A 21,069-nucleotide genomic window follows, 5' to 3' on the forward strand; every position below is an offset into this window, starting at 1 on the left:
ATGCGTTTGAAAGCGGTTCTTTTCGACATGGACGGCACCCTGCTCGACTCGGCGCCAGACTTCATCGCCATCACCCAGGCCATGCGCGCCGCTCGCGGCCTGCCGCCCCTGGCCGACAAGGTGATTCGCGACCAGGTCTCCGGCGGCGCACGCGCCATGGTCAGCTGTGCGTTCGACGAAGCACCGGACTCGCCCGCCTTCGAGGCGTTGCGCCAGGAGTTTCTCGAGCGCTACCAGGAACATTGCGCGGTGCTGACCCGTCCGTTCGACGGTATCGAAGACCTGCTCAGCGATATCGAGCAGGCGCGCCTGCTGTGGGGCGTTGCCACCAACAAGCCGCTGCGCTATGCCGAGCCGATCATGCAACGCCTGAAGCTGGCAGAACGCTCTGCGGTACTGGTCTGCCCTGATCATGTCGAACAGAGCAAACCGGCCCCGGACATGTTGCTGCTCGCCTGCCAGCAGATGGGCGTCAAACCGGAGGAAGTGCTGTTCATCGGCGATGATGCGCGCGATATCGAATCTGGCCGCGCCGCAGGCTGTCGCACTGCTGCAGTGACCTACGGCTATATCCACCCCGAAGACAACCCACGCAACTGGGGCGCCGACGTTGTCGTGGATCACCCACAGGAACTGCGTGCTGTCCTCGACCGCGCCATTTGCAGCTGTTGATCTCGCAGGGCGGGTGAAACCCGCCACTCTCCCATTTGGCGGGCGTGCCCCGCCCTACCCTTAGAGCTCTCCGAAGGATTCTCACATGTTCGACTACACCGCCCGCCCCGACCTGCTCAAGGATCGGGTCATCCTGATCACCGGCGCAGGTCGCGGCATCGGCGCGGCAGCCGCTAAGAGCTTCGCCGCACACGGCGCCACCGTGCTGCTGTTGGGCAAGACCGAGGCCAACCTGAGCCAGGTCTATGACGAGATCGAGGCCGCCGGCCATCCGCAGCCGGTGGTGATCCCCTTCAACCTGGAAACCGCCCTGCCGCATCAGTACGACGAACTGGCAGTGATGATCGAGAACGAATTCGGTCGCCTCGACGGCCTGCTGCACAACGCCTCGATCCTCGGCCCACGGACACCCTTGGAACAGCTGTCCGGTGACAACTTCATGCGCGTGATGCATGTCAACGTCAACGCCATGTTCATGCTCAGCAGCACCCTCCTGCCGCTGCTCAAACTGTCCCAGGATGCCTCGGTGGTCTTCACCTCCAGCAGCGTCGGCCGCAAGGGTCGCGCCTATTGGGGTGCCTATGCCGTCTCCAAATTCGCCACCGAAGGCCTGATGCAGGTCATGGCCGACGAACTCGATGGCATCAGCAACGTACGCGCCAACAGCATCAACCCTGGCGCCACACGTACCGACATGCGCGCTCAGGCCTATCCGGGGGAAAATCCGGCGACTCGCCCGCTGCCGCAAGACATCATGCCGGTCTATCTCTACCTGATGGGATCGGACAGCATCGGCGTCAATGGCCAGGCTTTCGACGCCCAGTAACACCACCCGCCCGGCGCCAAGCGCCGGGTGGCTCGCGACAGAAATCCGCCACGCCCACAACCAAGCGGCAGCACATTGCCAGCATTGCCGTCAGACAACCGGCAAAAGTCTGCCACTTGCCAGCCGGATAAATACCCAAGCCACTGAAGTAAAAGGATTTTTACCAATCCTGAACCAGCTGGCATGAAATTCGCTCTAACCCTCTCGTCGCACCATCGCGCCAGAGGTTCAGCTCCATGGTTCCCCCCAGCCAATCCAACACCATCGATTTCGACGCCGCCAAGCTGCAGCGCCTTGGCTTTACCGGCAGCCGCAATCTGCCCCTCAAGCCGGCCAGCCTGGCGGAGCTGCGTCATCAGCTGAGCCTACAATTGCAAACCAGCCTGGATGTCGAACGCATTGTCGGTCTGTTCTTCCGCGAGGTGCAGCGCCTGGTACCGCTCGATACCCTGGCGTTCCAGCATCCCTCGCACGATCTGCGCCTGGAGCTGGGCGATCGAGCACCGCACTCGGCCGGCTATCGTCTGAGCCACGAAGGGGAATACTTGGGCGAACTGATCTTCCGTCGCAAGCAGCGCTTCGCCGAAGAAGAGCTGATGCAGCTGGAGTCGCTGCTGGCCAGCCTGCTGTTTCCACTACGCAACGCCCTGCTCTACCGCACCGCCCTGCAAAGCGCCCTACGCGACCCACTGACCGACACCGGCAACCGCATCGCCATGGATCAGGTATTGCAACGCGAGGTGGATCTGGCTCGCCGCAACTTGCAACCGCTGTCCATGCTGATGCTGGACATCGATCACTTCAAGACGATCAATGACAACCACGGCCATGCACTGGGCGATGAAGTGCTGAAAGCCGTCGCTCAGACCCTCAAGAGCCAGCTGCGCAACATCGACATGGTGTTCCGCTATGGCGGCGAGGAGTTTCTGGTGATTCTCTCCGGCACCAACCGCGAAGGCGCCGCCCTGGTAGGTGAGCGCCTGCGTTTTGCCGTGATGGAGCTGCAATGCCTGGATGCCGGCCGACCAATCGATGTTTCGATCAGCCTCGGCTGCTCCAGCCTGCTGCCGGGCGAATCCGCCGAAAGCCTGCTACGCCGCGCCGACAACGCCTTGTATGTCGCCAAGCGCGAGGGCCGCAACCGCCTGTCCATGGCGGGCTGAGAGACGGCCTTTCGTCTGCCGAATGAAATCCGGGCCAGAATGAAAAAGGGACTCCGCAGAGTCCCTTTTTTCGTCGATCAGCGTTTACGTCCGAAGCCCGGACGTTGGCCGTCACCAGCAGGCGGACGCTTGCTCGGCGAAGCCGGACGCGGTTTGCGGGCCGGACGGTCAGCCAGCTCGACCGCCGGGCGCGGCTGACGCTTCTTCACATCATTCGGGCGCTCGGCGACCGGCGTGCCACGGCCATTTTCCCGACGCTCGCCGCCCTCTTTGCGCGGTGCACGCGGCGTTCGCTGCTCACCCTCGTCGCGACGTGGCGCACGGCTCGGACGGGCGCCCTCTGCAACTGCCTCGTCCTTTGCCGGACGCAGTACGCGCTTGCCACGCACCTCCACCGGCTTGGCCGACTTGCGCTGCAAGCGGTCGAGCTTCTCGCGGGTCTTTTCCTTCATCGCCGGCAGTGCCTGCGGCGTCAGGCCGACTTCCGCACTGAGAATGTCCACTTCGCGCTGATCCATCTCACGCCAGCGGCCCATGGTCAGATCGGAGGTCAGGAATACCGGACCGAAGCGCACGCGCTTCAGGCGGCTGACAACCAGCCCCTGGGACTCCCACAGACGGCGAACTTCGCGGTTACGCCCTTCCATCACCACGCAGTGGTACCAGTGGTTGAAGCCTTCACCGCCTGGTGCTTCCTTGATGTCGGTGAACTTGGCCGGACCGTCTTCGAGCATGACCCCGGTCTTGAGGTTCTCCAGCATTTCTTCGGTGACTTCACCGCGCACGCGTACGGCGTACTCACGATCCATCTGGTAGGACGGGTGCATCAGGCGGTTGGCCAACTCACCATCGGTAGTGAACAGCAGCAAACCGGTGGTGTTGATGTCGAGGCGACCGATATTGATCCAGCGACCTTCTTTCGGACGCGGCAAACGGTCGAATACGGTAGGACGGCCTTCCGGATCGTCACGGGTGCAGATCTCACCATCCGGCTTGTTGTAGATCAGCACACGGCGTACCGAGCCGGCGATCTCTTCGCGCTTGAGCAGGCGGCCATCGAGGGCAATGGCGTCATGGCTATCGACGCGCTGGCCGAGCGTGGCGGCTACGCCATTGACCTTGACGCGGCCTTCGCCGATCCAGGTCTCGATCTCGCGGCGCGAGGCAAGGCCCATGCGGGCCAGGACTTTCTGCAGTTTCTCGCCTGCAGGGCGTGGTTGTTCGTGCTCAGTCATCAAAGGCACCTCCCGGTGTAGTAGTGGATGATCGAAGGGCGCGCATCATACGCGCTGCAAAGCCCTTAGGGTAGACGATACTGACGCATCCGCATGCATAGCCGAGTATCTCGTTGAACCCCAGAGGCCCTGCGGCGGGCTCTGTAGCAGTGCTTGGTATTGGGCAATCGTTGGCATTCACCGCAGAGCACGACGCCTACAAACAGTGGGTATACGCCTAGCGCTTGCGGCGGCCAGTCGCCTCCAGCGCCAGCAGGCGCATATCGGCCTCGGCCAGCAACACCCGGCGCTCACTCTTGTCCAGGCGCTTCCAGCCTTTGATTTCCTGACGACTGCGACCGCAGCCCAGGCAGATGTCGCGCTCGAACTCGCAGACCTTGATGCAGGGATTCTTGCTCATTGAACCGCCTCGACAGGAAGTATCGGATGGGCGCAAGAATAGAGGCCTGGCGGCCGAGAGCGAGATTGAAGTATTCGATGAACGGCTTAAACGATCTCAATGCAACGTTTCGTCGTCATCCAGATCGGCCGTGTTGGCCACGGCTTCGTCTTCATCATCCGCCAGGCGCAGATCGTCGAAGTCGGTCTTGAGTCCCTGCTCCATGGTGTCCAACTCGGCCAGCAGGCTGCGGAAGCTGGTTTCTTCGCGGGGCTCGGCCGGCTCGCCGTCTTCCTGCAGAACCAGATCGGCCCTCGCCTGCAATCCCGCCGGCACCTCGGCATCGTCTTCTAGCGCCAGCTCGGGTTCCGGCTCCAACTCCCGCAGAGCAGCCAATGGCGGCAATTCGTCGAGGCTCTTGAGATTGAAATGGTCGAGAAAGCCCTTGGTGGTGGCGAACATCGCCGGACGGCCGGGCACGTCGCGATAGCCCACTACCCGAATCCACTCGCGCTCGAGCAGGGTCTTGGTGATGTTGCTGTTGACCGCCACACCGCGCACATCTTCGATTTCACCGCGGGTGATGGGCTGGCGATAGGCGATCAGCGCCAGTGTCTCCAGCAGCGCACGCGAGTAGCGTTGCGGGCGCTCCTCCCACAGCCGACCGACCCAGGGGGCGAAACGCTCGCGCACCTGCAGACGATAGCCGGAGGCGACTTCCTTCAATTCAAAAGCGCGACCCTCGCAGGACTGCCGCAGCACGTCCAGCGCCTTCTCGAACTGCTCGGGTTCCGGCCGCTCAGCTTCCTCGAATAACTCGAAGAGACGCTCCAGGGACTGCGGCTTGCCGGACGCCAGAAGAAAGGCTTCGAGCAGTTGGGCCAGCTCGCGGGGATCGGTCAGGTTCATTCAGCACGGGCTCGGACGTGGATGGCAGCGAAGGGCTCATTTTGCACCAGCTCGACCAGAGATTCCTTGATCAATTCGAGCACGGCCATAAAGGTCACTACCACGCCCAGGCGCCCTTCATCGGCACCGAACAGTTCGATGAAAGGCACGAAAGCACCGCCCTTGAGACGTTCGAGCACTTCGCTCATGCGTTCGCGGGTCGACAGCGCTTCGCGGGTGACCTGGTGACTCTCGAACATGTCGGCGCGGCGCAGCACCTCGGCCATCGACAGCAGCACCTCTTCCAGACTGACATCCGGCAGCAGCTTGCGCGCACGGGCCTCCGGCGCGTCCAGGCGCGGCACCGTGACATCGCGGCCTACCCGCGGCAACTCGTCCAGGCCCTCGGCAGCAGCCTTGAAGCGCTCGTATTCCTGCAGGCGGCGAATCAGTTCGGCGCGCGGGTCGTCCTCTTCCTCTTCCGCCTCACTCGAGCGCGGCAGCAGCATGCGCGACTTGATCTCGGCGAGCATGGCCGCCATCACCAGGTACTCGGCAGCCAGCTCCAGACGCACCGTATGCATCAGTTCGACGTAGCCCATGTACTGACGGGTGATTTCCGCCACAGGGATGTCGAGAATGTCGATGTTCTGCTTGCGAATCAGGTACAGCAGCAGGTCGAGCGGCCCTTCGAAGGCTTCGAGAAACACCTCCAGCGCATCCGGCGGGATATACAGATCCAGTGGCAGCTCGGTAACGGCCTCACCATAGACCAGAGCGAACGGCAGTTCCTGCTGCGCGCCGGCCTGGCTGTCTACGGCCGGCACAAGGTTCTCGCTCATTGCCTACGGCCTCGAACAGAGAGGCGAACCATCACTCGTCACCTTCGAATGGCGACGGGTCGCCACAACCGACCCGGATGATCTCCGGCGAGTCGTCTGCCAGATTGACCACAGTGGAGGCCTCCAGCCCGCCAAAGCCGCCGTCGATGATCAGATCGACCTGGCGCTCGAGCATCTGGCGCATCTCGTACGGATCAGAAAGCGGCAGATCGTCGCCCGGCAGAATCAGGCTGACGCTCATCAGCGGCTCGCCCAGTTGCTCCAGCAGCGCCAGAGCGATGGGATGGCTCGGCACACGAATGCCGATGGTGCGGCGCTTGGGATGCAAGAGCATGCGCGGCACTTCACGCGTGGCATTGAGAATGAAGGTGTAGGGGCCTGGCGTATGGTTCTTCAGCAAACGGAAGGCCGCGGTATCGACCTTGGCGAACAGACCGATCTGCGACAGATCACGGCAGACCAGGGTGAAGTTGTGCTTGTCGTCGAGCTGACGCAGGCGCCGAATGCGTTCCACCGCATTCTTGTCGCCGATCATGCAGCCCAGCGCATAGGACGAATCGGTGGGATAGACCACCACGCCGCCACTACGAATGATCTCTACCGCCTGTTTTATCAGGCGAGCTTGGGGGTTCTCCGGGTGAACCTGGAAGAATTGACTCACACTTGCTCCCTGCTCATGGGGTGACAGCGGATGACTGTACATGGTCGAAGCGCTCCCAGAGCGCCGTCAGGTCATCGGGTAACGGGCGATACATGCCCAGTTCGGACCAGTCACCCGGCGCATGAAAATCGCTACCGACACTGGCCATCAAGCCGAATTCACGCGCCAGAATCGCCAGACCGCCGACCTGCTCGGCCGGTTGCATGCCGTTGACCACTTCCAGGGCATGCCCACCTGCCGCTGCAAAATCGGCCACCAAACGCCGACGCTTACTGCGAGTAAAGTCGTACTGCCACGGATGCGCCAGGCTGATCCAGGCGTTAGCGGCCCGCAAGGTGTCGACGGTCTCCTCAAGAGCAGGCCAGTGCTGTTTGACATCGCCCAACTTGCCCGAGCCCAGCCACTTGCGGAAGGCTTCGGCACGGTCGCGCACGAACCCTGCGCGCACCATGAACTCGGCAAAATGCGGTCGTGCCGGCGCGTTGCCGCTGTCGCCCAGCTCTCGCTGGATCGCGCGGGCCCCATCCAACGCGCCCGGCATACCCTTCGCGGCCAGACGCCGGTCGATTTCCTCGGCGCGCTGCCAGCGACCATGATGCAAAGCCTCGATGGCCTGGCGTAACGCTGGCGCCTCACGCTCGAAGGCGTAGCCCAGCACGTGAATGGTCGCGCCGCCCCAGGTGCATGACAGCTCGATGCCATTGACCAATTGCATGTCCAACGCTGCCGCGGCGCTACGTGCCTCCTCGAGGCCTTCGAGGGTGTCGTGATCGGTCAACGCCAGCAAGCGCACGCCACGCGCATGCGCCCGAGCCACCAGTACGGAGGGGGCCAGGGCGCCATCGGAGGCGGTGCTGTGGCAGTGCAGATCGACAATCATGGCGGCGCTTTCGTTGAGATTGATGTTTGTTATTATGCCCCACATCCGTCTTCTAGCTGCCGTTGTCTGGCATAAATGCTTGCCCTTCCCTCCCTAGGTCGATCCAAATAAGGACTGAGATGCTCTACGCCATCATCGCCACCGACGTCGAAAACTCCCTGGAAAACCGTCTGGCCGCGCGCCCGGCTCACCTCGCGCGTCTTGAGCAGCTCAAGCAGGAAGGTCGTGTGGTAGTGGCTGGCCCACATCCGGCAATCGACAGCAATGACCCGGGCCCGGCAGGTTTCAGCGGCAGCCTGATCGTCGCCGAGTTCGACTCGCTGGAAGCTGCGCAAGCCTGGGCCGATGCCGATCCTTATCGCGCGGCTGGCGTATACGCCAGTGTCATCGTCAAGCCCTTCAAGAAAGTCTTCCCCTGATCCCAACCCTAGCTGCTTTCGCATACAAGGAATCGCGATGCGCCCGATCCCGCTGCCCCTGCTGGTCACCCTGTTGTTGACCTGTGCGCTTGCGCAGGCCGAGGAAGATGCCACGCCCCCTGCGGCCACGGATGCCGCGACAACGGCGCAGAGCGAAGCGCTGCAACAGCGCCTGGAGCAAAGCGAGCAATTGCGCAGCGAGCAGGAAGCCAATAACGCCGTGCAACTGCAGCGCCTGCGCCAGGAAAACCAGCGCCTGCGCCTGCAACTCAAGGAGAGCCAGGCCCAGACTCAGCCGAAACTGCTCAGCGAGGAACAGACCTGGTTCGCCCTCGGCGCCGGGCTCAGTGTGATTTCCGCAGTGGTTGGCGCGGTATTGCGTGGCCGGCGCAAAACCCGTCGCGAGTGGATCAACTGAGCCCATGAGCCGTTTATTGCTGATCGATGACGACCAGGAACTGTGCGAGCTGCTGGCCAGCTGGTTGACCCAGGAAGGTTTTCAGGTCACGGCTTGTCATGAAGCCGGCAGTGCCCGCCAGACCCTCGCTGCGCAGGCACCGGACGCCGTGGTACTGGACGTGATGCTGCCCGACGGCAGCGGCCTGGAACTGCTCAAGCAACTGCGCAACGAGCATCCCGAGCTTCCAGTGCTGATGCTGTCGGCGCGTGGCGAACCGCTGGATCGCATTCTCGGCCTGGAACTCGGCGCCGACGACTACCTGGCCAAGCCCTGTGATCCGCGCGAACTGACTGCACGCCTGCGCGCCGTACTACGCCGCACGGCGCCAGCACCGATCAGCAGCCAGCTGGAACTGGGCGACCTGAGCTTCAGCCCCAACCGCGGCGTGGTCAGCATTGGCGAACATGACATGCCGCTGACCGTTTCCGAGAGCCGCCTGCTCGAAGCTCTCCTACGCCAGCCCGGCGAACCGCTGGACAAGCAGGAACTGGCGCAACTGGCCCTGGGCCGCAAGCTGACGCTGTATGACCGCAGCCTGGACATGCACGTCAGCAACCTGCGCAAGAAGCTCGGCCCGCACCCGGATGGCCGTCCACGCATCCTCGCCCTGCGCAGCCGCGGCTATTACTACGCGCCATGACGGCTGCTTGCGTAAATGCCTCGAAACATCGCCTTTACCGAAGCTTTACCCACGCCTGACTGCCCTTGACCTTGACCGCCGCATAATGAGCCCATCCGGTACTTACCGGCCTCGGAACCTGTTTACGACCTGCTGCGCGTCGGCCCTGCAGCGTTGAAAACAGACTCGGAATGCTCATGTACAACAGTACACTCCGCTTCCTCGTCTGTTTTCGCCTTGCATGACTCTAGCTCGCTAGATCGTAAAACAGGTTCTCAAGACAAGGAGAAACACCATGCGTAAGACCCTCACCGTCCTGCTGTTCGCCGCTGCCCTGCCGACCCTGGCCATCGCCATGCCGATGGACGAAGGTGGCCCGCGTCATCACGACCGTGGCCCAGGCATGTTCAAGGAACTGAACCTGAGCAAGGAGCAGCGCCAGGAGTTTCGCAAACTGATGGGCGAGCAGATGAAGTCCCATCGTGAAATCACCAAGCGCTACCTGGACAAGCTGCCGGAAGCCGAAAAGCAGGCCATGAAGAAAGAGCTGGAAACCGCTCGCGCCGCACAACACAAGGCCCTGCGAGACCTACTCACCCCGGAGCAGCAGAAGGCCTTCGACGAACACCAGAAGAAAATGGAAGCTCGCCGCGCCGAAATGGCCGAGTTCAAGGCCTGGAAAGCCGAGAAGGAAGCCAAGGCCAACTGAGCCTCGAGCCCATTCCCCGACCGCCGCGCCTTTGGCCCGGCGGTTTTTTCATGAGGAAACACCGTGCGGTCATTGTTCTGGCGCATTCTTGCCACCTTCTGGTTGGCCATCGCCCTGGTGGCGGGGCTTGCCATGCTGCTCGGCCGCGCCCTGAACCAGGACGCCTGGATTCTCAACCAGCACCCGGGACTCGACGAGCTCGACCGGCAATGGACCGAGCTCTACGAACAACAAGGCGAGCGTGCCGCTCAGCGCCTACTCGAAGAGCGTAAGCGCGAATACCGCATCGACGTGCAGGTGCTCGGCGAGAACGGTCAGCAGGTGGTCAAGGGCACCTTCCCGTCGCGCGCGGCTGCGTTCGAGGCTCGCCACGGCGACGATCGTCGCCTGCCCTGGCGCCGTCTGACAGCCGAGTACACCAGCCCAACGAGCGGCGAGAGCTACCTGTTCATCTACCGCATTCCGCACCCAGAACTGGCCGCCTGGCACCGCGGCAGCCTGTTCTGGCCGCTCAGCGCCCTGGCCATCGCCCTGGTGGTGCTGACCTTGTTCAGCCTGTTCCTGACACTGTCGATCACCCGCCCGCTGGATCGCCTGCGCGGCGCCGTGCACGACCTTGGTCAAACGGCTTATCAGCAGAACAGCCTGGCTCGCCTGGCAACCCGGCGTGACGAGCTGGGGCTGCTGGCCAAGGATTTCAACCGCATGGGCGAGCGCCTGCAAGGGCTGATCGGCAGCCAGCGCCAGTTGCTGCGCGATGTCTCCCACGAACTGCGCTCGCCGCTGGCACGCCTGCGCATTGCCTTGGCTCTCGCTGAACGTGCCGAGGCAGCCGAACGGGAGAAACTCTGGCCGCGCCTGAGTCAGGAATGTGATCGACTGGAAGCGCTGATCAGCGAAATCCTCACCCTCGCCCGCCTAGATGCCGACCCCGGCGCCGCGCAATCAGTCGACCTCCCCGCCATACTGAGCAAACTGCAGGACGATGCGCGGCTGACCGCTCCAGAGCAACAGCTGCAGATCCAGCTCGACCAGAACGTGCGCCTGCAAGGCTGGCCAGACATGCTTGAAAGGGCCATGGACAACCTGCTACGCAACGCATTGCGCTTCAACCCAAGCAGCCAACCCATCACCATCGCCGTGCGCAATCAGGGTCAGCGGGTGGAGTTGAGCGTGCGCGACCACGGCCCCGGGGTCGCGGCTGAATACCTGCAGCAGCTGGGTAAGCCCTTCTTTCGTGCCCCCGGGCAAGGCGGCTCGGGCCATGGCCTCGGGCTGGCCATCGCACGCCGGGCGGCGCAGCGTCATGGTGGCGAGCTGCTGCTGGCCAATCACCCGGACGGTGGTTTCATCGCCACGCTGAGCCTGCCGATCCGACAACAGGCGAGCTGAGCGAACCTGGACGAAGGCAGTCCGGGAGCCCAGTGGCATCCCCGGATTGCATTCAGGCTACGACTGCGCCGCTAATCGATCAGCCGTTCCAGGCGCTGACGAAATCATCGACCGCCAATTCCGGTGCCCGGCGCAGTTCACGCTCGGGCGTGCCGAGATAGAGGTAGGCGATGATCTGTTCACCTGCCGCCAATCCCAGCCCCTTGGCCACATGAGCGTTGTAGGCCATGTCGCCGGTACGCCAGACAGCGCCGATGCCTTGAGCATGGGCTGCGAGCAATATGCCGTGAGCAGCGCAGCCAGCGGCGATCACCTGCTCCAACTCAGGCACTTTGGGATGCGCCTGGGTACGCGCTATCACCACCACCAGCAACGGCGCACGCAGCGGCATGCCACGGGCCTTGGTCAGCGCCTCATCGGCTACTTCGACATCGGCGACACGTAGCGCCTCAGCGAACAGTTCCCCCATACGCGTACGCGCATCGCCTTCTACCGTCAGAAAGCGCCAGGGCCGCAGCTGCCCGTGATCCGGAGCACGCAAGGCGGCGCGAAACAGCAATTCGCGCTGCGCTGCATCCGGGGCCGGATCGACCAGGCGGGGAACGGAAACACGGTTGAGCAGAGCGTCGAGAGCGTCCATCGGCCACCTCCAAAAACAAAGAGGCCGCATTCTCAAGCGCCCGCTGGCAGGCTGCAAGGGTAAAACCGCCAAAGCTCAGGCAAACAGCCGTATCAGGCGACGCGATCCGGCGATATGACTGGCTGCACGGGCGGCGTCAGCGGCGGCAAGCCATGGGCCTTGCGTGCATCGTCGCACCGCGGATTGTGCACGCCGTTCTCCCAGGACGCCTCGAACTCACGACAACTGCTCGACCGCTGTTCATACATGGTGCAGCGCACGCCGCAGCCGACATCACCCAGTAACTGGGTACAGCGCGCCGGCTTGCTCTCGGTGCCACGCATGGCGACGTAGTGAGGGCTGACCTGGATGACCTGTTCATCCGGAACGCTTCCACCGGCGGATTGGCACTCGCCCCAGAAGAAGGACACACGAAAAAACGCGCAGCAGGCGCCGCACGTGAGGCAGGGATTAGCTTCGGACATGATAGGGGGGCTCGGAAACCGACGGACGCCGGCAACTGGCGGCTATTCTATGCTTGGCCATGGCCTTGTAAAGCCCCCATCGTTGGCGGTTTACACGCTCAGGCCCGCAGGTAGAATGGCGCCTTTTCCGTAACTCGCCAGAGTCCCCTTCACATGGCCTTGCCGACGCTGCGCATCATCGGTTTCATCATCGGCATATTCCTGATTACCCTGGCGGTGAGCATGGCCATTCCCATGCTCACACTGCTGATCTTCGAACACCCGGAAGATCTCTCGGCATTCCTCTGGTCAAGCCTGATCACCTTGATCGCCGGTCTGGCCCTGGTGATTCCCGGCCGGCCGCAGCATCTACAGTTCCGCCCACGCGACATGTACCTGCTGACTACCGCCAGTTGGGTCGTGGTGTGTTGCTTCGCCGCTCTGCCGATGGTGTTCATCGCTCACATCAGCTACACCGACGCCTTCTTCGAAACCATGTCCGGCATCACCACCACCGGCTCGACCGTGCTGGTCGGCCTGGACGACATGTCGCCGGGCATCCTCATCTGGCGCTCGATGCTGCACTGGCTCGGCGGCATCGGCTTCATCGGCATGGCCGTGGCGATTCTGCCGCTGCTGCGCGTCGGTGGCATGCGCCTGTTCCAGACCGAATCGTCGGACTGGGGCGAGAAGGTGATGCCGCGCTCGCACATGGCGGCCAAATACATCCTGCTGATCTATCTGGGACTCACCGGCCTGGGCTTCCTGGCCTTCTGGGTTTCGGGCATGTCGCCTTTCGACGCCATCAACCACTCGATGGCGTCGATCTCCACGGGCGGTTTCTCCACCTCCGATCTGTCACTGGCGCACTGGCCACAACCGGCGGTGCATTGGACAGCCGTGGTGTTCATGATTCTCGGCAGCCTGCCCTTCATGCTCTTCGTCGCGACCCTACGCGGCAATCGCAGAGCGCTGCTGCGCGACCACCAGGTGCGCGGCTTCCTCGGTTTCCTGCTGCTGACCTGGCTGGTGTTCAGCACCTGGCTGTGGCTCAACTCGGAGTACGACTGGCTGACGGCCTTTCGCGTCGTCGCCGTCAATGTCACCTCCATCGTCACCACCACCGGTTTCGCCCTCGGCGACTACACCACCTGGGGCAACTTCGCCCTGCTGCTGTTCTTCTACCTGACCTTCGTCGGCGGCTGCTCCGGCTCCACTGCCGGCGGCTTGAAGATCTTCCGTTTCCAGGTCGCCTACGTGCTGCTCAAGGCCAACCTGATGCAGCTGGTGCACCCGCGCGCGGTGATCAAACAGCAGTACAACAACCACAACCTGGACGAAGAAATCGTCCGCTCGCTGATCACCTTCTCGTTCTTCTTCACCATCACCATCGGCGTGCTGGCACTGGCACTGACCCTGGTCGGGCTGGATTGGGTCACTGCACTGACCGGCGCCGCCACAGCGGTGTGCAACGTCGGCCCTGGCCTCGGCCCGATCATCGGCCCGGCCGGCAACTTCGCCAGCTTGCCGGACTCGGCAAAATGGCTGCTGACCGTCGGCATGCTGCTCGGACGCCTGGAAATTCTCACCTTGCTGGTGCTGGTCACCCGCAGCTTCTGGAAGCACTGACCGATGCCCCTGTCGAGCTTGCGCATTCTTGCCTTCATCAACGGCATCTTCCTCATCACCCTGGCGCTGAGCATGCTGGTGCCGGTGATCACCCTGCTGATCTTCGAGCAGCCGCAGGGCATCAACGCGTTTCTCTGGTCCAGCCTGATCACCGCCCTGACCGGCATCGCCATGATCGCGCAGGGGCGCCCGCAGCAAACCCACCTGCGCCCGCGCGACATGTACATGTTGACGGTGTCGAGCTGGGTGATGGTGTCGATCTTCGCAGCCCTGCCGTTTCTCTTCGCCGAGCGCGCCAGCATCACCGACGCCTACTTCGAGAGCATGTCCGGCATTACCGCCACCGGCGCCACGGTATTCAGTGGCCTCGACGACATGTCGCCCGGCACGCTGATCTGGCGCTCGCTGCTGCACTGGCTCGGCGGTATCGGCTTCATCGCCATGGCCGTGGCGATCCTGCCGATGCTGCGCATCGGTGGCATGCGCCTGTTCCAGACCGAGTCGTCGGATCGCTCGGACAAGGTCATGCCGCGCTCGCACATGGTCGCCAAGTACATGGTGCTGGCCTATGTCGGCCTCAGCAGCCTCGCCGTGCTGGCGTTCTGGCTGGCGGGCATGAGTCTGTTCGATGCGATCAACCATGCCATGTCGTCCATCGCCACCGGCGGCTTCTCCACCTCGGACGCCTCACTGGGCCACTGGCAGCAACCCGCCGTGCACTGGGTCGCGGTACTGGTGATGATCTGCGGCAGTCTGCCCTTCGTGCTGTATGTTTCGGCGCTGCGGGGCAACTACCGCGCGCTGCTGCGTGACGAACAGGTGCGTGGGTTCTTCGTGCTGTTGCTGAGTTGCTGGCTGATGCTCACGCTGTGGAAATGGAGCACGTCCGACCTGCATTGGCTCGATGCATTGCGCCTGGTGGCGGTGAACATCACCTCGATCATGACCACCACCGGTTTCGCCCTGGGCGACTATCACCTGTGGGGCCCGTTCGCCAGCATGATGTTCTTCTACCTGGGCTTCGTCGGGGGTTGTTCCGGCTCCACCGCCGGCGGTCTGAAGATCTTCCGTTTCCAGGTCGCCTATATCCTGCTCAAGGCCAACCTCAAGCAGCTCATCCATCCGCGTGCAGTGATCAAGCAGCAGTACAACCGCCATCGCCTGGACGAGGATATCGTCCGCTCGATTCTGGCCTTCGCCTTTTTCTACACCATCACCATCGCCACCCTGGCGCTGGCGGTGGCCATGTGCGGAGTGGACTGGATCACCGCCATGACCGGCGCCGCCGCCATGGTCTCCGGCGTCGGCCCGGGAATGGGCGAGATGGTCGGCCCGGCCGGCAACTACGCCGGCATCCCGGATCTGGCCAAGTGGCTGCTGACCCTGGGCATGTTGCTGGGCCGCCTGGAGATTCTCACCGTGCTGGTGTTGCTGTTCCCGGCCTTCTGGCGGCACTGAGGCGTCAGGAAGCGATGCCCAGACGCGCCCGGTATTCGCCGGGCGTTTCACCGAACCAGCGGCGAAAGGCGCGGAAGAAGTTGCTCGGGTCAGCGAACCCCAGCAGATAGGCGATTTCCAGCAGCGTCAGGCTGACCTGGCCGAGGTACTGCTCAGCCAATTCCCGGCGCGTATCGTCGAGCAGTTGCTGATAGCTGGTGCCCTCCTCCTGCAAGCGTCGCTGCAGTGTGCGCTGCGACAGGTGCAAGGCTTGTGCGACCACCTCGCGCCGCGGCTCCCCCTGCGGCAACAGGCGACACAGCACCTGGCGCGCCTGATGCGTAACCCGCGTACCGGAAAACCGCGCCAGGTACTCGCCCGCGAAACGGTCATGCAGTTGCGCCAGCGCCTCGTTGGCGCTGGGTAGCGGCGCATCCAGATCTGCGCGGTCGAAAATCAGCCCATAGTGCTCGGCATTGAACTTGAGCGGCGCCTGGAACACCTGCTGGTAGGGCGCAAGATCCTCGGGAGGCGGCCCCTGGAAGCGGATCTCGCGTGGACGCATGGGTTTGCTGGTCATCCAGCGACAGAATGCCAGGCAGTAGGCCAGCGAGGCCTCGGCACTTTGTCGAGCTGGCGGCAGACGGTCGCCATGGATCGCCAGGGTCAGCGCATAGCCGTCGGGCTGCGGCAGGAAATTCAGATCCGCGCCCTCGCCAATGATGCGCTGATAACGCACCAGACGCGTGAAACCATCACGCAGGTTGCGGCTGGACATCAACGCATACCCCACCACGTGGAAGGACGCCGGGCGCACCACCTGCGCCATGTTCAGACCGATCGCCGGGTTGCCCGACAGCGCCACCGCGCGCTGCCACAGGCGAGTCATGGCATCCTGCGGGAAGCGCGCATCGGGATCGCTCAACGCGGCGTAATCCATGCCCAGCTCGGCGAACAGGCTGGCGCAGTCGACGCCGCCCAGTTCCAGCGCCTGCACGATGGCCAAGGCCCAGTTGGAAGATGTGGTTCTTTCGCTCATCGTCTTGTTCTTATGGTCAATCAGCCAGCAAGGTCAGGGTTGGCGGCGCAAGGATACTAGACTGGCACCTTAAGTCAGTGGCCTATGGAGACAGCCACCCTACACTCGACAGTGACAATAACAGGAGGTGCGCCATGACCGCCCAGACCACCGAACGCTACCAGAGCTTCGCCGAGTTCTACCCTTACTACCTGCAGGAGCACAGCAACCCAGTGTGCCGCCGCCTGCACTACGTCGGCAGCCTGCTGGTGCTGGCGATACTCGCCTATGCCCTGCTCACCCAGCAATGGCTGTGGCTGCTGGCCATGCCGCTGGCCGGTTATGGCTTCGCCTGGGTCGGCCACTTCGTCTTCGAGAAGAATCGACCGGCCACCTTCGATTACCCGCTGTACAGCCTGATGGGCGACTGGGTGATGCTCAAAGACGCCTTTACCGGCCGTATCCGTTTCTAATCGCCTGCTGCATGACGACTGTCTAACCGGTTCGCCAACGTGTCGCAGACCGTTTTACACGTCGCCCCAAGAACAACAAGAACGAGAAAAACCATGAATAGCCGAGCCCGCTTTACCCATATGCAAGACGGCCAGGCCGAGGACTGGGCCATCATCGCCCAGGATTTCGCCGCCTACGCCGCCCAGCTACCCGCCCGCATCCTCGCTCACCTGCGCCTGCTCGATGGCGACTTCGGCGGCTTTCCGGTCGATCGACTGACCCACTCGCTACAAACCGCCACCCGCGCCTATCACGACGGCCGTGACGAGGAATACGTGATCTGCGCACTGCTGCACGACATCGGCGATACCCTCGGCAGTTACAACCACCCGGACATCGCCGCGGCCATCCTCAAGCCTTTCGTCAGCGCCGAGAACCACTGGATGGTGGAGAAGCATGGCATCTTCCAGGGCTATTACTTCTTCCATCACCTGGGCATGGATCGCCACCTACGCGAGCAGTTCAAGGCGCACCCGCAATACCAGGCGACCATCGAGTTCTGCGCCAAGTACGATGCTGCCGCCTTCGACCCGGACTACGAAAGCCTGCCGCTGAGCTTCTTCGAACCCATGCTGCAGCGGGTCTTCGCCCGGCCGAAGAACTCCATCTACCTGGCCGCCATGGACAGTGCCAACGCCTGACCACTGGCCACTGTTGCGCCACCGTTCGGCGGCCGTGCTTGGCTGGCCGCCGCCCCCTTGGTTATGATCCCCGCCCAACGAGCCTCTGGCTCAGGTCTTGCAGACCAGCCAGGCGTCCAGCAGAGACGCCAGAAATCCAGCAGGGACAGTTCCAGCAGATGAAACCAGCCACCACCAGCCGTGCCAACGGGCTGCCGACGCCGCCGTTGCGCGAATACTATTCGCGCGTGCTGGCCTATATCGCCACGGCCGCCAGCATTGCCGCCGGCACCTATGTGGGGCACTTCACCTACGACATCCTCTGGATGGTGCCCTACGCCCTGCTCTACCCGCATCTGGCGCACAATCTCAGTCGCCGCTTCAAACGCGACTACCCCGCGCAGACCGACCTCGCCCTGTTGTTCTTCGATGCCCTGCATGCCGGCGCTGCCTGCGTGCTGCTCGGTTTCTCCGTCGTGCCCAGTCTGATGTTCCTGTTGATCCTGTGTTTCAGTGCCCTGGTCATCGGCGGCCTGCGCTACCTGGGCCTGGGGCTGCTGGTCGCCGCCAGCGGTATGGCGCTATGCGCCGCGCTGATAGAGGTTCATCCCAATACCGACACGCCCACCCTGGTGGCACTGGTCAGCATTCTCTTCGCCACCCTGTACATCTGCATCACCGCCTATTTCGTCAACCAGCAGGGTCTGCGCCTGGCCCAGGTGCGCAGCGAGATCAAACGCGAGCAGGAAAAGGCCGCACGCCTGGCACGCAACCTGGCGAAATACCTATCGCCGCAGGTATGGGAATCGATCTTTACTGGCAAGAAGAGCGTGCGCCTGGAAACCCAGCGCAAGAAGCTCACGGTGTTCTTCTCCGACATCAAGGGCTTCACGGAGCTGTCGGAAGAGCTGGAAGCCGAAGCGCTGACTGACCTGCTCAACACCTACCTCAATGAAATGTCGAAGATCAGCCTGAAATACGGCGGCACCATCGACAAGTTCATCGGCGACTGCGTCATGGTGTTCTTCGGCGACCCCAGCAGCAACGGCGCCAAGAAAGACGCCGTGGCGGCGGTTTCCATGGCCATCGCCATGCGCAAGCACATGAAGGTGCTGCGCCAGCAGTGGCGCGCCCAGGGCATCACCAAGCCACTGGAAATCCGCATGGGCCTGAATACCGGCTACTGCACGGTGGGTAACTTCGGCGCCGACACACGCATGGACTACACTATCATCGGCCGCGACGTGAACCTCGCCAGCCGCCTGGAGAGTGCCGCCGAATCCGGTGAAATCCTGATTTCCCACGAGACCTACTCGCTGATCAAGGACGTGATCATGTGCCGCGACAAAGGCCAGATCACCGTCAAGGGCTTCACCCGCCCGGTGCAGATCTACCAGGTGGTGGACTTCCGCCGCGACCTGGGCGCCACCTCCAGCTACGTCGAGCACGAGCTGCCGGGGTTCTCCATGTACCTGGACACCAACGGCATCCAGAACTTCGACAAGGAGCGGGTGATCCAGGCGCTCAACCAGGCCGCCGAGAAGCTGCGCGACAAGGTCATTCTGTAAGATCGGGACATCAGCCACTCGTAGGGCGGACCGGAACGCCGGCCGCTTGTAGCGAAGCGAACAGTCCGCCGTTTTCCGGTGCTCCACACATACGACGGCGTACTGCTTCCGAGCGGTCGGCGTCCCGGTACGCCCTACCACCAATGCGCCCTACGCCTCCAGCGCCTCAGCCAGCGCCGGCTCGCCATCGATCAGCGGCTGCAACGCCAGGAACTCCAGCGCCGAAGCGCGCCAGGACTGCGCCGCCGCCAGCTCTGCGCAACGCCCGCGATCCAGTTCCAACGCGGCCAGGCAGGCAGCGTGCAGATCCTCGTCCATTACGCCACTAAGCCCCTGCTGCAGCACATCCAGCGGCCCGGCCACGGGAAACGCAGCCACGGGTGTACCGCAGGCCAATGCCTCCAGCATCACCAGACCGTAGGTATCGGTACGCGAAGGGAAGACCAGCACCGAGGCATCCTGGTAGGCCTCGGCCAACGCCTGGCCATGGCGATAACCGAGAAAACGCACCAGCGGATAGTGCTGCTGCAACGCTTCGCGCTGCGGGCCGTCCCCCACTACGCGCTTGTCGCCAGGCAGATTCAGATCGAGAAAGGCCTGCAGATTCTTTTCCGGAGCGATGCGTCCGACGTAAAGAAACACCGGGCGCACAGGCCGAGCGCGCGTCTCGTCCGGCCGAAACAGGCGGGTATCCACGCCCTTGCGCCACAGCTGCAGTCGTTGCAAATCCCAGTTGGCGAACTCCTCGCGCAGGCGCTCGGTGGTTACCAGCACGGCCTGGCTTGGACGATGAAAGGCACGCAGGAAGGCATAACCGAAGCGCAGTGCGATCCACGGCCAACGCGTGCTGACGTACTCGGGAAAACGCGTATGGATCGCCGTGGAGAATGCCATCCCGCGCTTGACCAACCAGCGCCGCGCCGCCCACCCCAGCGGCCCCTCGGTGGCAAGATGGACGCAGTCGGGATGAAAATCACGAATCGCCGCACCGACTCTCCAGAGATTCCATACCAGCGGTATCTCCGGGTAAGTAGGACAAGGAATGGCACGAAAATCGGCAGGCGACAGCAGCTTGACCTGATGCCCCAGCCCACGCAGTTCGCCGACCAGAGCCGCCAGACTGGTGACCACACCATTGACCTGAGGCGCCCAGGCGTCGGAGACGATCAGTATCCTCATGCGCCGCTCTCGAGGGCGACGGCCTGCTCCTCGCTGGCCTGCTGCGCCTGCGCTTCGGCCAGGCGGTAGAGTTCGATCTGCCCGTCCCAATGCTCGATCAACGCCGTACAGGACTCCACCCAATCGCCGCAATTCATGTATTCCACACCGCCCACCTGGCGAATCTCGGCATGGTGGATATGCCCGCAAACCACGCCCTGCAAGCCGCGCTTGACGCACTCGTGGGCAATGGCCTCCTCGAAGTCGCTGATGAAGTTCACTGCCGTCTTGACCTTGTGCTTGAGGTAGGCCGACAGCGACCAGTAGCCGTAGCCCCAACGGCTGCGCCAGTGATTGAGCCAGCGATTGAGGGTCAGGGTGAATTCGTAGGCCGAGTCGCCGAGAAAGGCCAGCCAGCGGTGATAGCGGGTTATCACGTCGAACTGATCGCCGTGGATCACCAGCAACTGGCGGCCATCGACAGTGACGTGCACGGCCTCGTCCACCAGCTGGATATTGCCCAGCAGCAAGCTGGAGTATCGGCGCAGGAATTCGTCGTGGTTGCCAGTGACGTAGATCACCTCGGTACCACGCTTGCTCATGGTCAAAAGACGGCGGATGACGTTGGTGTGCGCCTGCGGCCAGTAGATGCCGCCACGCAGTTTCCAGCCATCGATGATGTCGCCTACCAGGTAGATACGATCGGCGTGATAGCGCTTGAGGAACGCCGCCAGGTGCTCGGCCTGGCAATCACGAGTGCCCAAATGCACATCGGAGATCCACAGGGTGCGGACACGTTGCTTGCGGCTGGGCTTGGCGAGCTGGGCGCTGGTCATGGGCGGCCTCCGGCTGGGTTTAGTCGAGCTTGAGGCGTCGCAGTGAAAGGCTTGTGACAGGA

24 protein-coding genes are annotated in these 21,069 nt (G+C 63.0%); 13 read left to right on the forward strand and 11 right to left on the reverse strand.

Translation table 11 applies throughout. The features are described 5' to 3' along the window. The 3 genes from mupP to HS968_RS15225 all read left to right on the forward strand — a co-directional run bounded on the left by mupP (position 1) and on the right by HS968_RS15225 (position 2,661). Positions 1–672, forward strand: coding sequence for an N-acetylmuramic acid 6-phosphate phosphatase MupP (gene mupP, locus HS968_RS15215; RefSeq protein ID WP_182366903.1), 672 nt, complete (start codon positions 1–3; stop codon positions 670–672). 85 nt (positions 673–757) lie between these two features. Beyond that, entirely contained in the window at positions 758–1,498 is a 741-nt protein-coding gene (locus HS968_RS15220; protein WP_182366905.1) for a YciK family oxidoreductase, read from the forward strand. Positions 1,499–1,734: 236 nt separating this feature from the next. Next, positions 1,735–2,661, forward strand: coding sequence for a GGDEF domain-containing protein (locus HS968_RS15225; protein WP_119691633.1), 927 nt, complete (start codon positions 1,735–1,737; stop codon positions 2,659–2,661). Positions 2,662–2,738: 77 nt separating this feature from the next. Here the strand turns inward: HS968_RS15225 and rluB are convergent, their stop codons facing one another. From rluB to HS968_RS15255, 6 genes are all read right to left on the reverse strand, one after another. Further along, positions 2,739–3,896, reverse strand: a complete 1,158-nt coding sequence (gene rluB / locus HS968_RS15230) for a 23S rRNA pseudouridine(2605) synthase RluB (protein WP_182366907.1) — start codon at positions 3,894–3,896, stop codon at positions 2,739–2,741. A gap of 217 nt (positions 3,897–4,113) precedes the next feature. Continuing rightward, positions 4,114–4,296 (reverse strand): DUF1289 domain-containing protein, encoded by a 183-nt coding sequence (locus HS968_RS15235; protein ID WP_119691635.1) that lies wholly within the window; start codon positions 4,294–4,296, stop codon positions 4,114–4,116. A gap of 96 nt (positions 4,297–4,392) precedes the next feature. Then, entirely contained in the window at positions 4,393–5,184 is a 792-nt protein-coding gene (gene scpB, locus HS968_RS15240) for an SMC-Scp complex subunit ScpB (protein ID WP_182366909.1), read from the reverse strand. Next, positions 5,181–5,879: a segregation and condensation protein A gene (locus HS968_RS15245; RefSeq protein WP_182371631.1), complete on the reverse strand. Its 699-nt coding sequence runs from the start codon at positions 5,877–5,879 to the stop codon at positions 5,181–5,183. The genes scpB and HS968_RS15245 overlap by 4 nt, the downstream gene beginning before the upstream one ends. Positions 5,880–6,036: 157 nt before the next feature. Beyond that, positions 6,037–6,666 carry an L-threonylcarbamoyladenylate synthase gene (locus tag HS968_RS15250; protein ID WP_182366911.1) on the reverse strand — a complete coding sequence of 210 codons (630 nt, stop codon included), beginning with the start codon at positions 6,664–6,666 and terminating at the stop codon, positions 6,037–6,039. Between the two features lie 13 nt (positions 6,667–6,679). Beyond that, on the reverse strand, positions 6,680–7,546 hold the full coding sequence (locus tag HS968_RS15255) for a PHP domain-containing protein (protein ID WP_119691638.1): 867 nt from the start codon (positions 7,544–7,546) through the stop codon (positions 6,680–6,682). A gap of 119 nt (positions 7,547–7,665) precedes the next feature. Here HS968_RS15255 and HS968_RS15260 point away from each other — a divergent pair, with 119 nt between their 5' ends. From HS968_RS15260 to HS968_RS15280, 5 genes are all read left to right on the forward strand, one after another. Beyond that, positions 7,666–7,965 carry a YciI family protein gene (locus HS968_RS15260; protein WP_106740243.1) on the forward strand — a complete coding sequence of 100 codons (300 nt, stop codon included), beginning with the start codon at positions 7,666–7,668 and terminating at the stop codon, positions 7,963–7,965. A 37-nt stretch (positions 7,966–8,002) separates the two neighbouring features. After that, positions 8,003–8,383: a translation initiation factor 2 (IF-2, GTPase) gene (locus HS968_RS15265; protein ID WP_119691640.1), complete on the forward strand. Its 381-nt coding sequence runs from the start codon at positions 8,003–8,005 to the stop codon at positions 8,381–8,383. A gap of 4 nt (positions 8,384–8,387) precedes the next feature. After that, the gene (locus HS968_RS15270) at positions 8,388–9,065 is read left to right on the forward strand and encodes a response regulator transcription factor (RefSeq protein ID WP_119691641.1); all 678 of its coding nucleotides are present in this window, start codon (positions 8,388–8,390) and stop codon (positions 9,063–9,065) included. Positions 9,066–9,339: 274 nt separating this feature from the next. Next, complete coding sequence (locus tag HS968_RS15275; RefSeq protein WP_182366913.1) at positions 9,340–9,753, forward strand: Spy/CpxP family protein refolding chaperone; 414 nt, start codon at positions 9,340–9,342, stop codon at positions 9,751–9,753. A 63-nt stretch (positions 9,754–9,816) separates the two neighbouring features. Beyond that, positions 9,817–11,145, forward strand: a complete 1,329-nt coding sequence (locus tag HS968_RS15280) for a sensor histidine kinase (RefSeq protein ID WP_179624693.1) — start codon at positions 9,817–9,819, stop codon at positions 11,143–11,145. Between the two features lie 79 nt (positions 11,146–11,224). Here HS968_RS15280 and HS968_RS15285 read toward each other — a convergent pair whose 3' ends face one another. Continuing rightward, positions 11,225–11,785: a nitroreductase family protein gene (locus HS968_RS15285; RefSeq protein ID WP_182366915.1), complete on the reverse strand. Its 561-nt coding sequence runs from the start codon at positions 11,783–11,785 to the stop codon at positions 11,225–11,227. A gap of 92 nt (positions 11,786–11,877) precedes the next feature. Then, positions 11,878–12,249: a YkgJ family cysteine cluster protein gene (locus HS968_RS15290; RefSeq protein ID WP_106740227.1), complete on the reverse strand. Its 372-nt coding sequence runs from the start codon at positions 12,247–12,249 to the stop codon at positions 11,878–11,880. Between the two features lie 153 nt (positions 12,250–12,402). On the opposite strand from HS968_RS15290, the gene HS968_RS15295 reads away from it, so the two are divergent. Together HS968_RS15295 and HS968_RS15300 are read left to right on the forward strand one after the other, a co-directional pair. Continuing rightward, the gene (locus HS968_RS15295; RefSeq protein ID WP_119691646.1) at positions 12,403–13,857 is read left to right on the forward strand and encodes a TrkH family potassium uptake protein; all 1,455 of its coding nucleotides are present in this window, start codon (positions 12,403–12,405) and stop codon (positions 13,855–13,857) included. A 3-nt stretch (positions 13,858–13,860) separates the two neighbouring features. Continuing rightward, positions 13,861–15,315: a TrkH family potassium uptake protein gene (locus HS968_RS15300; RefSeq protein ID WP_182366917.1), complete on the forward strand. Its 1,455-nt coding sequence runs from the start codon at positions 13,861–13,863 to the stop codon at positions 15,313–15,315. 4 nt (positions 15,316–15,319) lie between these two features. On the opposite strand, the gene HS968_RS15305 is transcribed toward HS968_RS15300, so the two are convergent. Then, complete coding sequence (locus HS968_RS15305) at positions 15,320–16,333, reverse strand: AraC family transcriptional regulator (RefSeq protein ID WP_182366920.1); 1,014 nt, start codon at positions 16,331–16,333, stop codon at positions 15,320–15,322. 134 nt (positions 16,334–16,467) lie between these two features. Here HS968_RS15305 and HS968_RS15310 point away from each other — a divergent pair, with 134 nt between their 5' ends. From HS968_RS15310 to HS968_RS15320, 3 genes are all read left to right on the forward strand, one after another. Next, positions 16,468–16,785: an Mpo1-like protein gene (locus HS968_RS15310; RefSeq protein ID WP_119691649.1), complete on the forward strand. Its 318-nt coding sequence runs from the start codon at positions 16,468–16,470 to the stop codon at positions 16,783–16,785. Between the two features lie 93 nt (positions 16,786–16,878). Then, positions 16,879–17,466, forward strand: coding sequence for an HD domain-containing protein (locus tag HS968_RS15315; protein ID WP_119691650.1), 588 nt, complete (start codon positions 16,879–16,881; stop codon positions 17,464–17,466). Positions 17,467–17,624: 158 nt separating this feature from the next. Next, positions 17,625–19,013: an adenylate/guanylate cyclase domain-containing protein gene (locus tag HS968_RS15320; protein ID WP_119691651.1), complete on the forward strand. Its 1,389-nt coding sequence runs from the start codon at positions 17,625–17,627 to the stop codon at positions 19,011–19,013. A gap of 150 nt (positions 19,014–19,163) precedes the next feature. Here the strand turns inward: HS968_RS15320 and HS968_RS15325 are convergent, their stop codons facing one another. Together HS968_RS15325 and HS968_RS15330 are read right to left on the reverse strand one after the other, a co-directional pair. Continuing rightward, positions 19,164–20,192 (reverse strand): glycosyltransferase family 4 protein, encoded by a 1,029-nt coding sequence (locus tag HS968_RS15325; RefSeq protein WP_182366923.1) that lies wholly within the window; start codon positions 20,190–20,192, stop codon positions 19,164–19,166. Then, complete coding sequence (locus tag HS968_RS15330; protein WP_179624685.1) at positions 20,189–21,007, reverse strand: UDP-2,3-diacylglucosamine diphosphatase; 819 nt, start codon at positions 21,005–21,007, stop codon at positions 20,189–20,191. Before HS968_RS15330 ends, HS968_RS15325 begins: the two co-directional genes overlap by 4 nt. Positions 21,008–21,069 lie beyond the last annotated feature (62 nt).

Origin of the sequence: Pseudomonas berkeleyensis (genome assembly GCF_014109765.1) — a bacterium.
In the GTDB taxonomy this organism is placed as follows: domain Bacteria; phylum Pseudomonadota; class Gammaproteobacteria; order Pseudomonadales; family Pseudomonadaceae; genus Aquipseudomonas; species Aquipseudomonas berkeleyensis.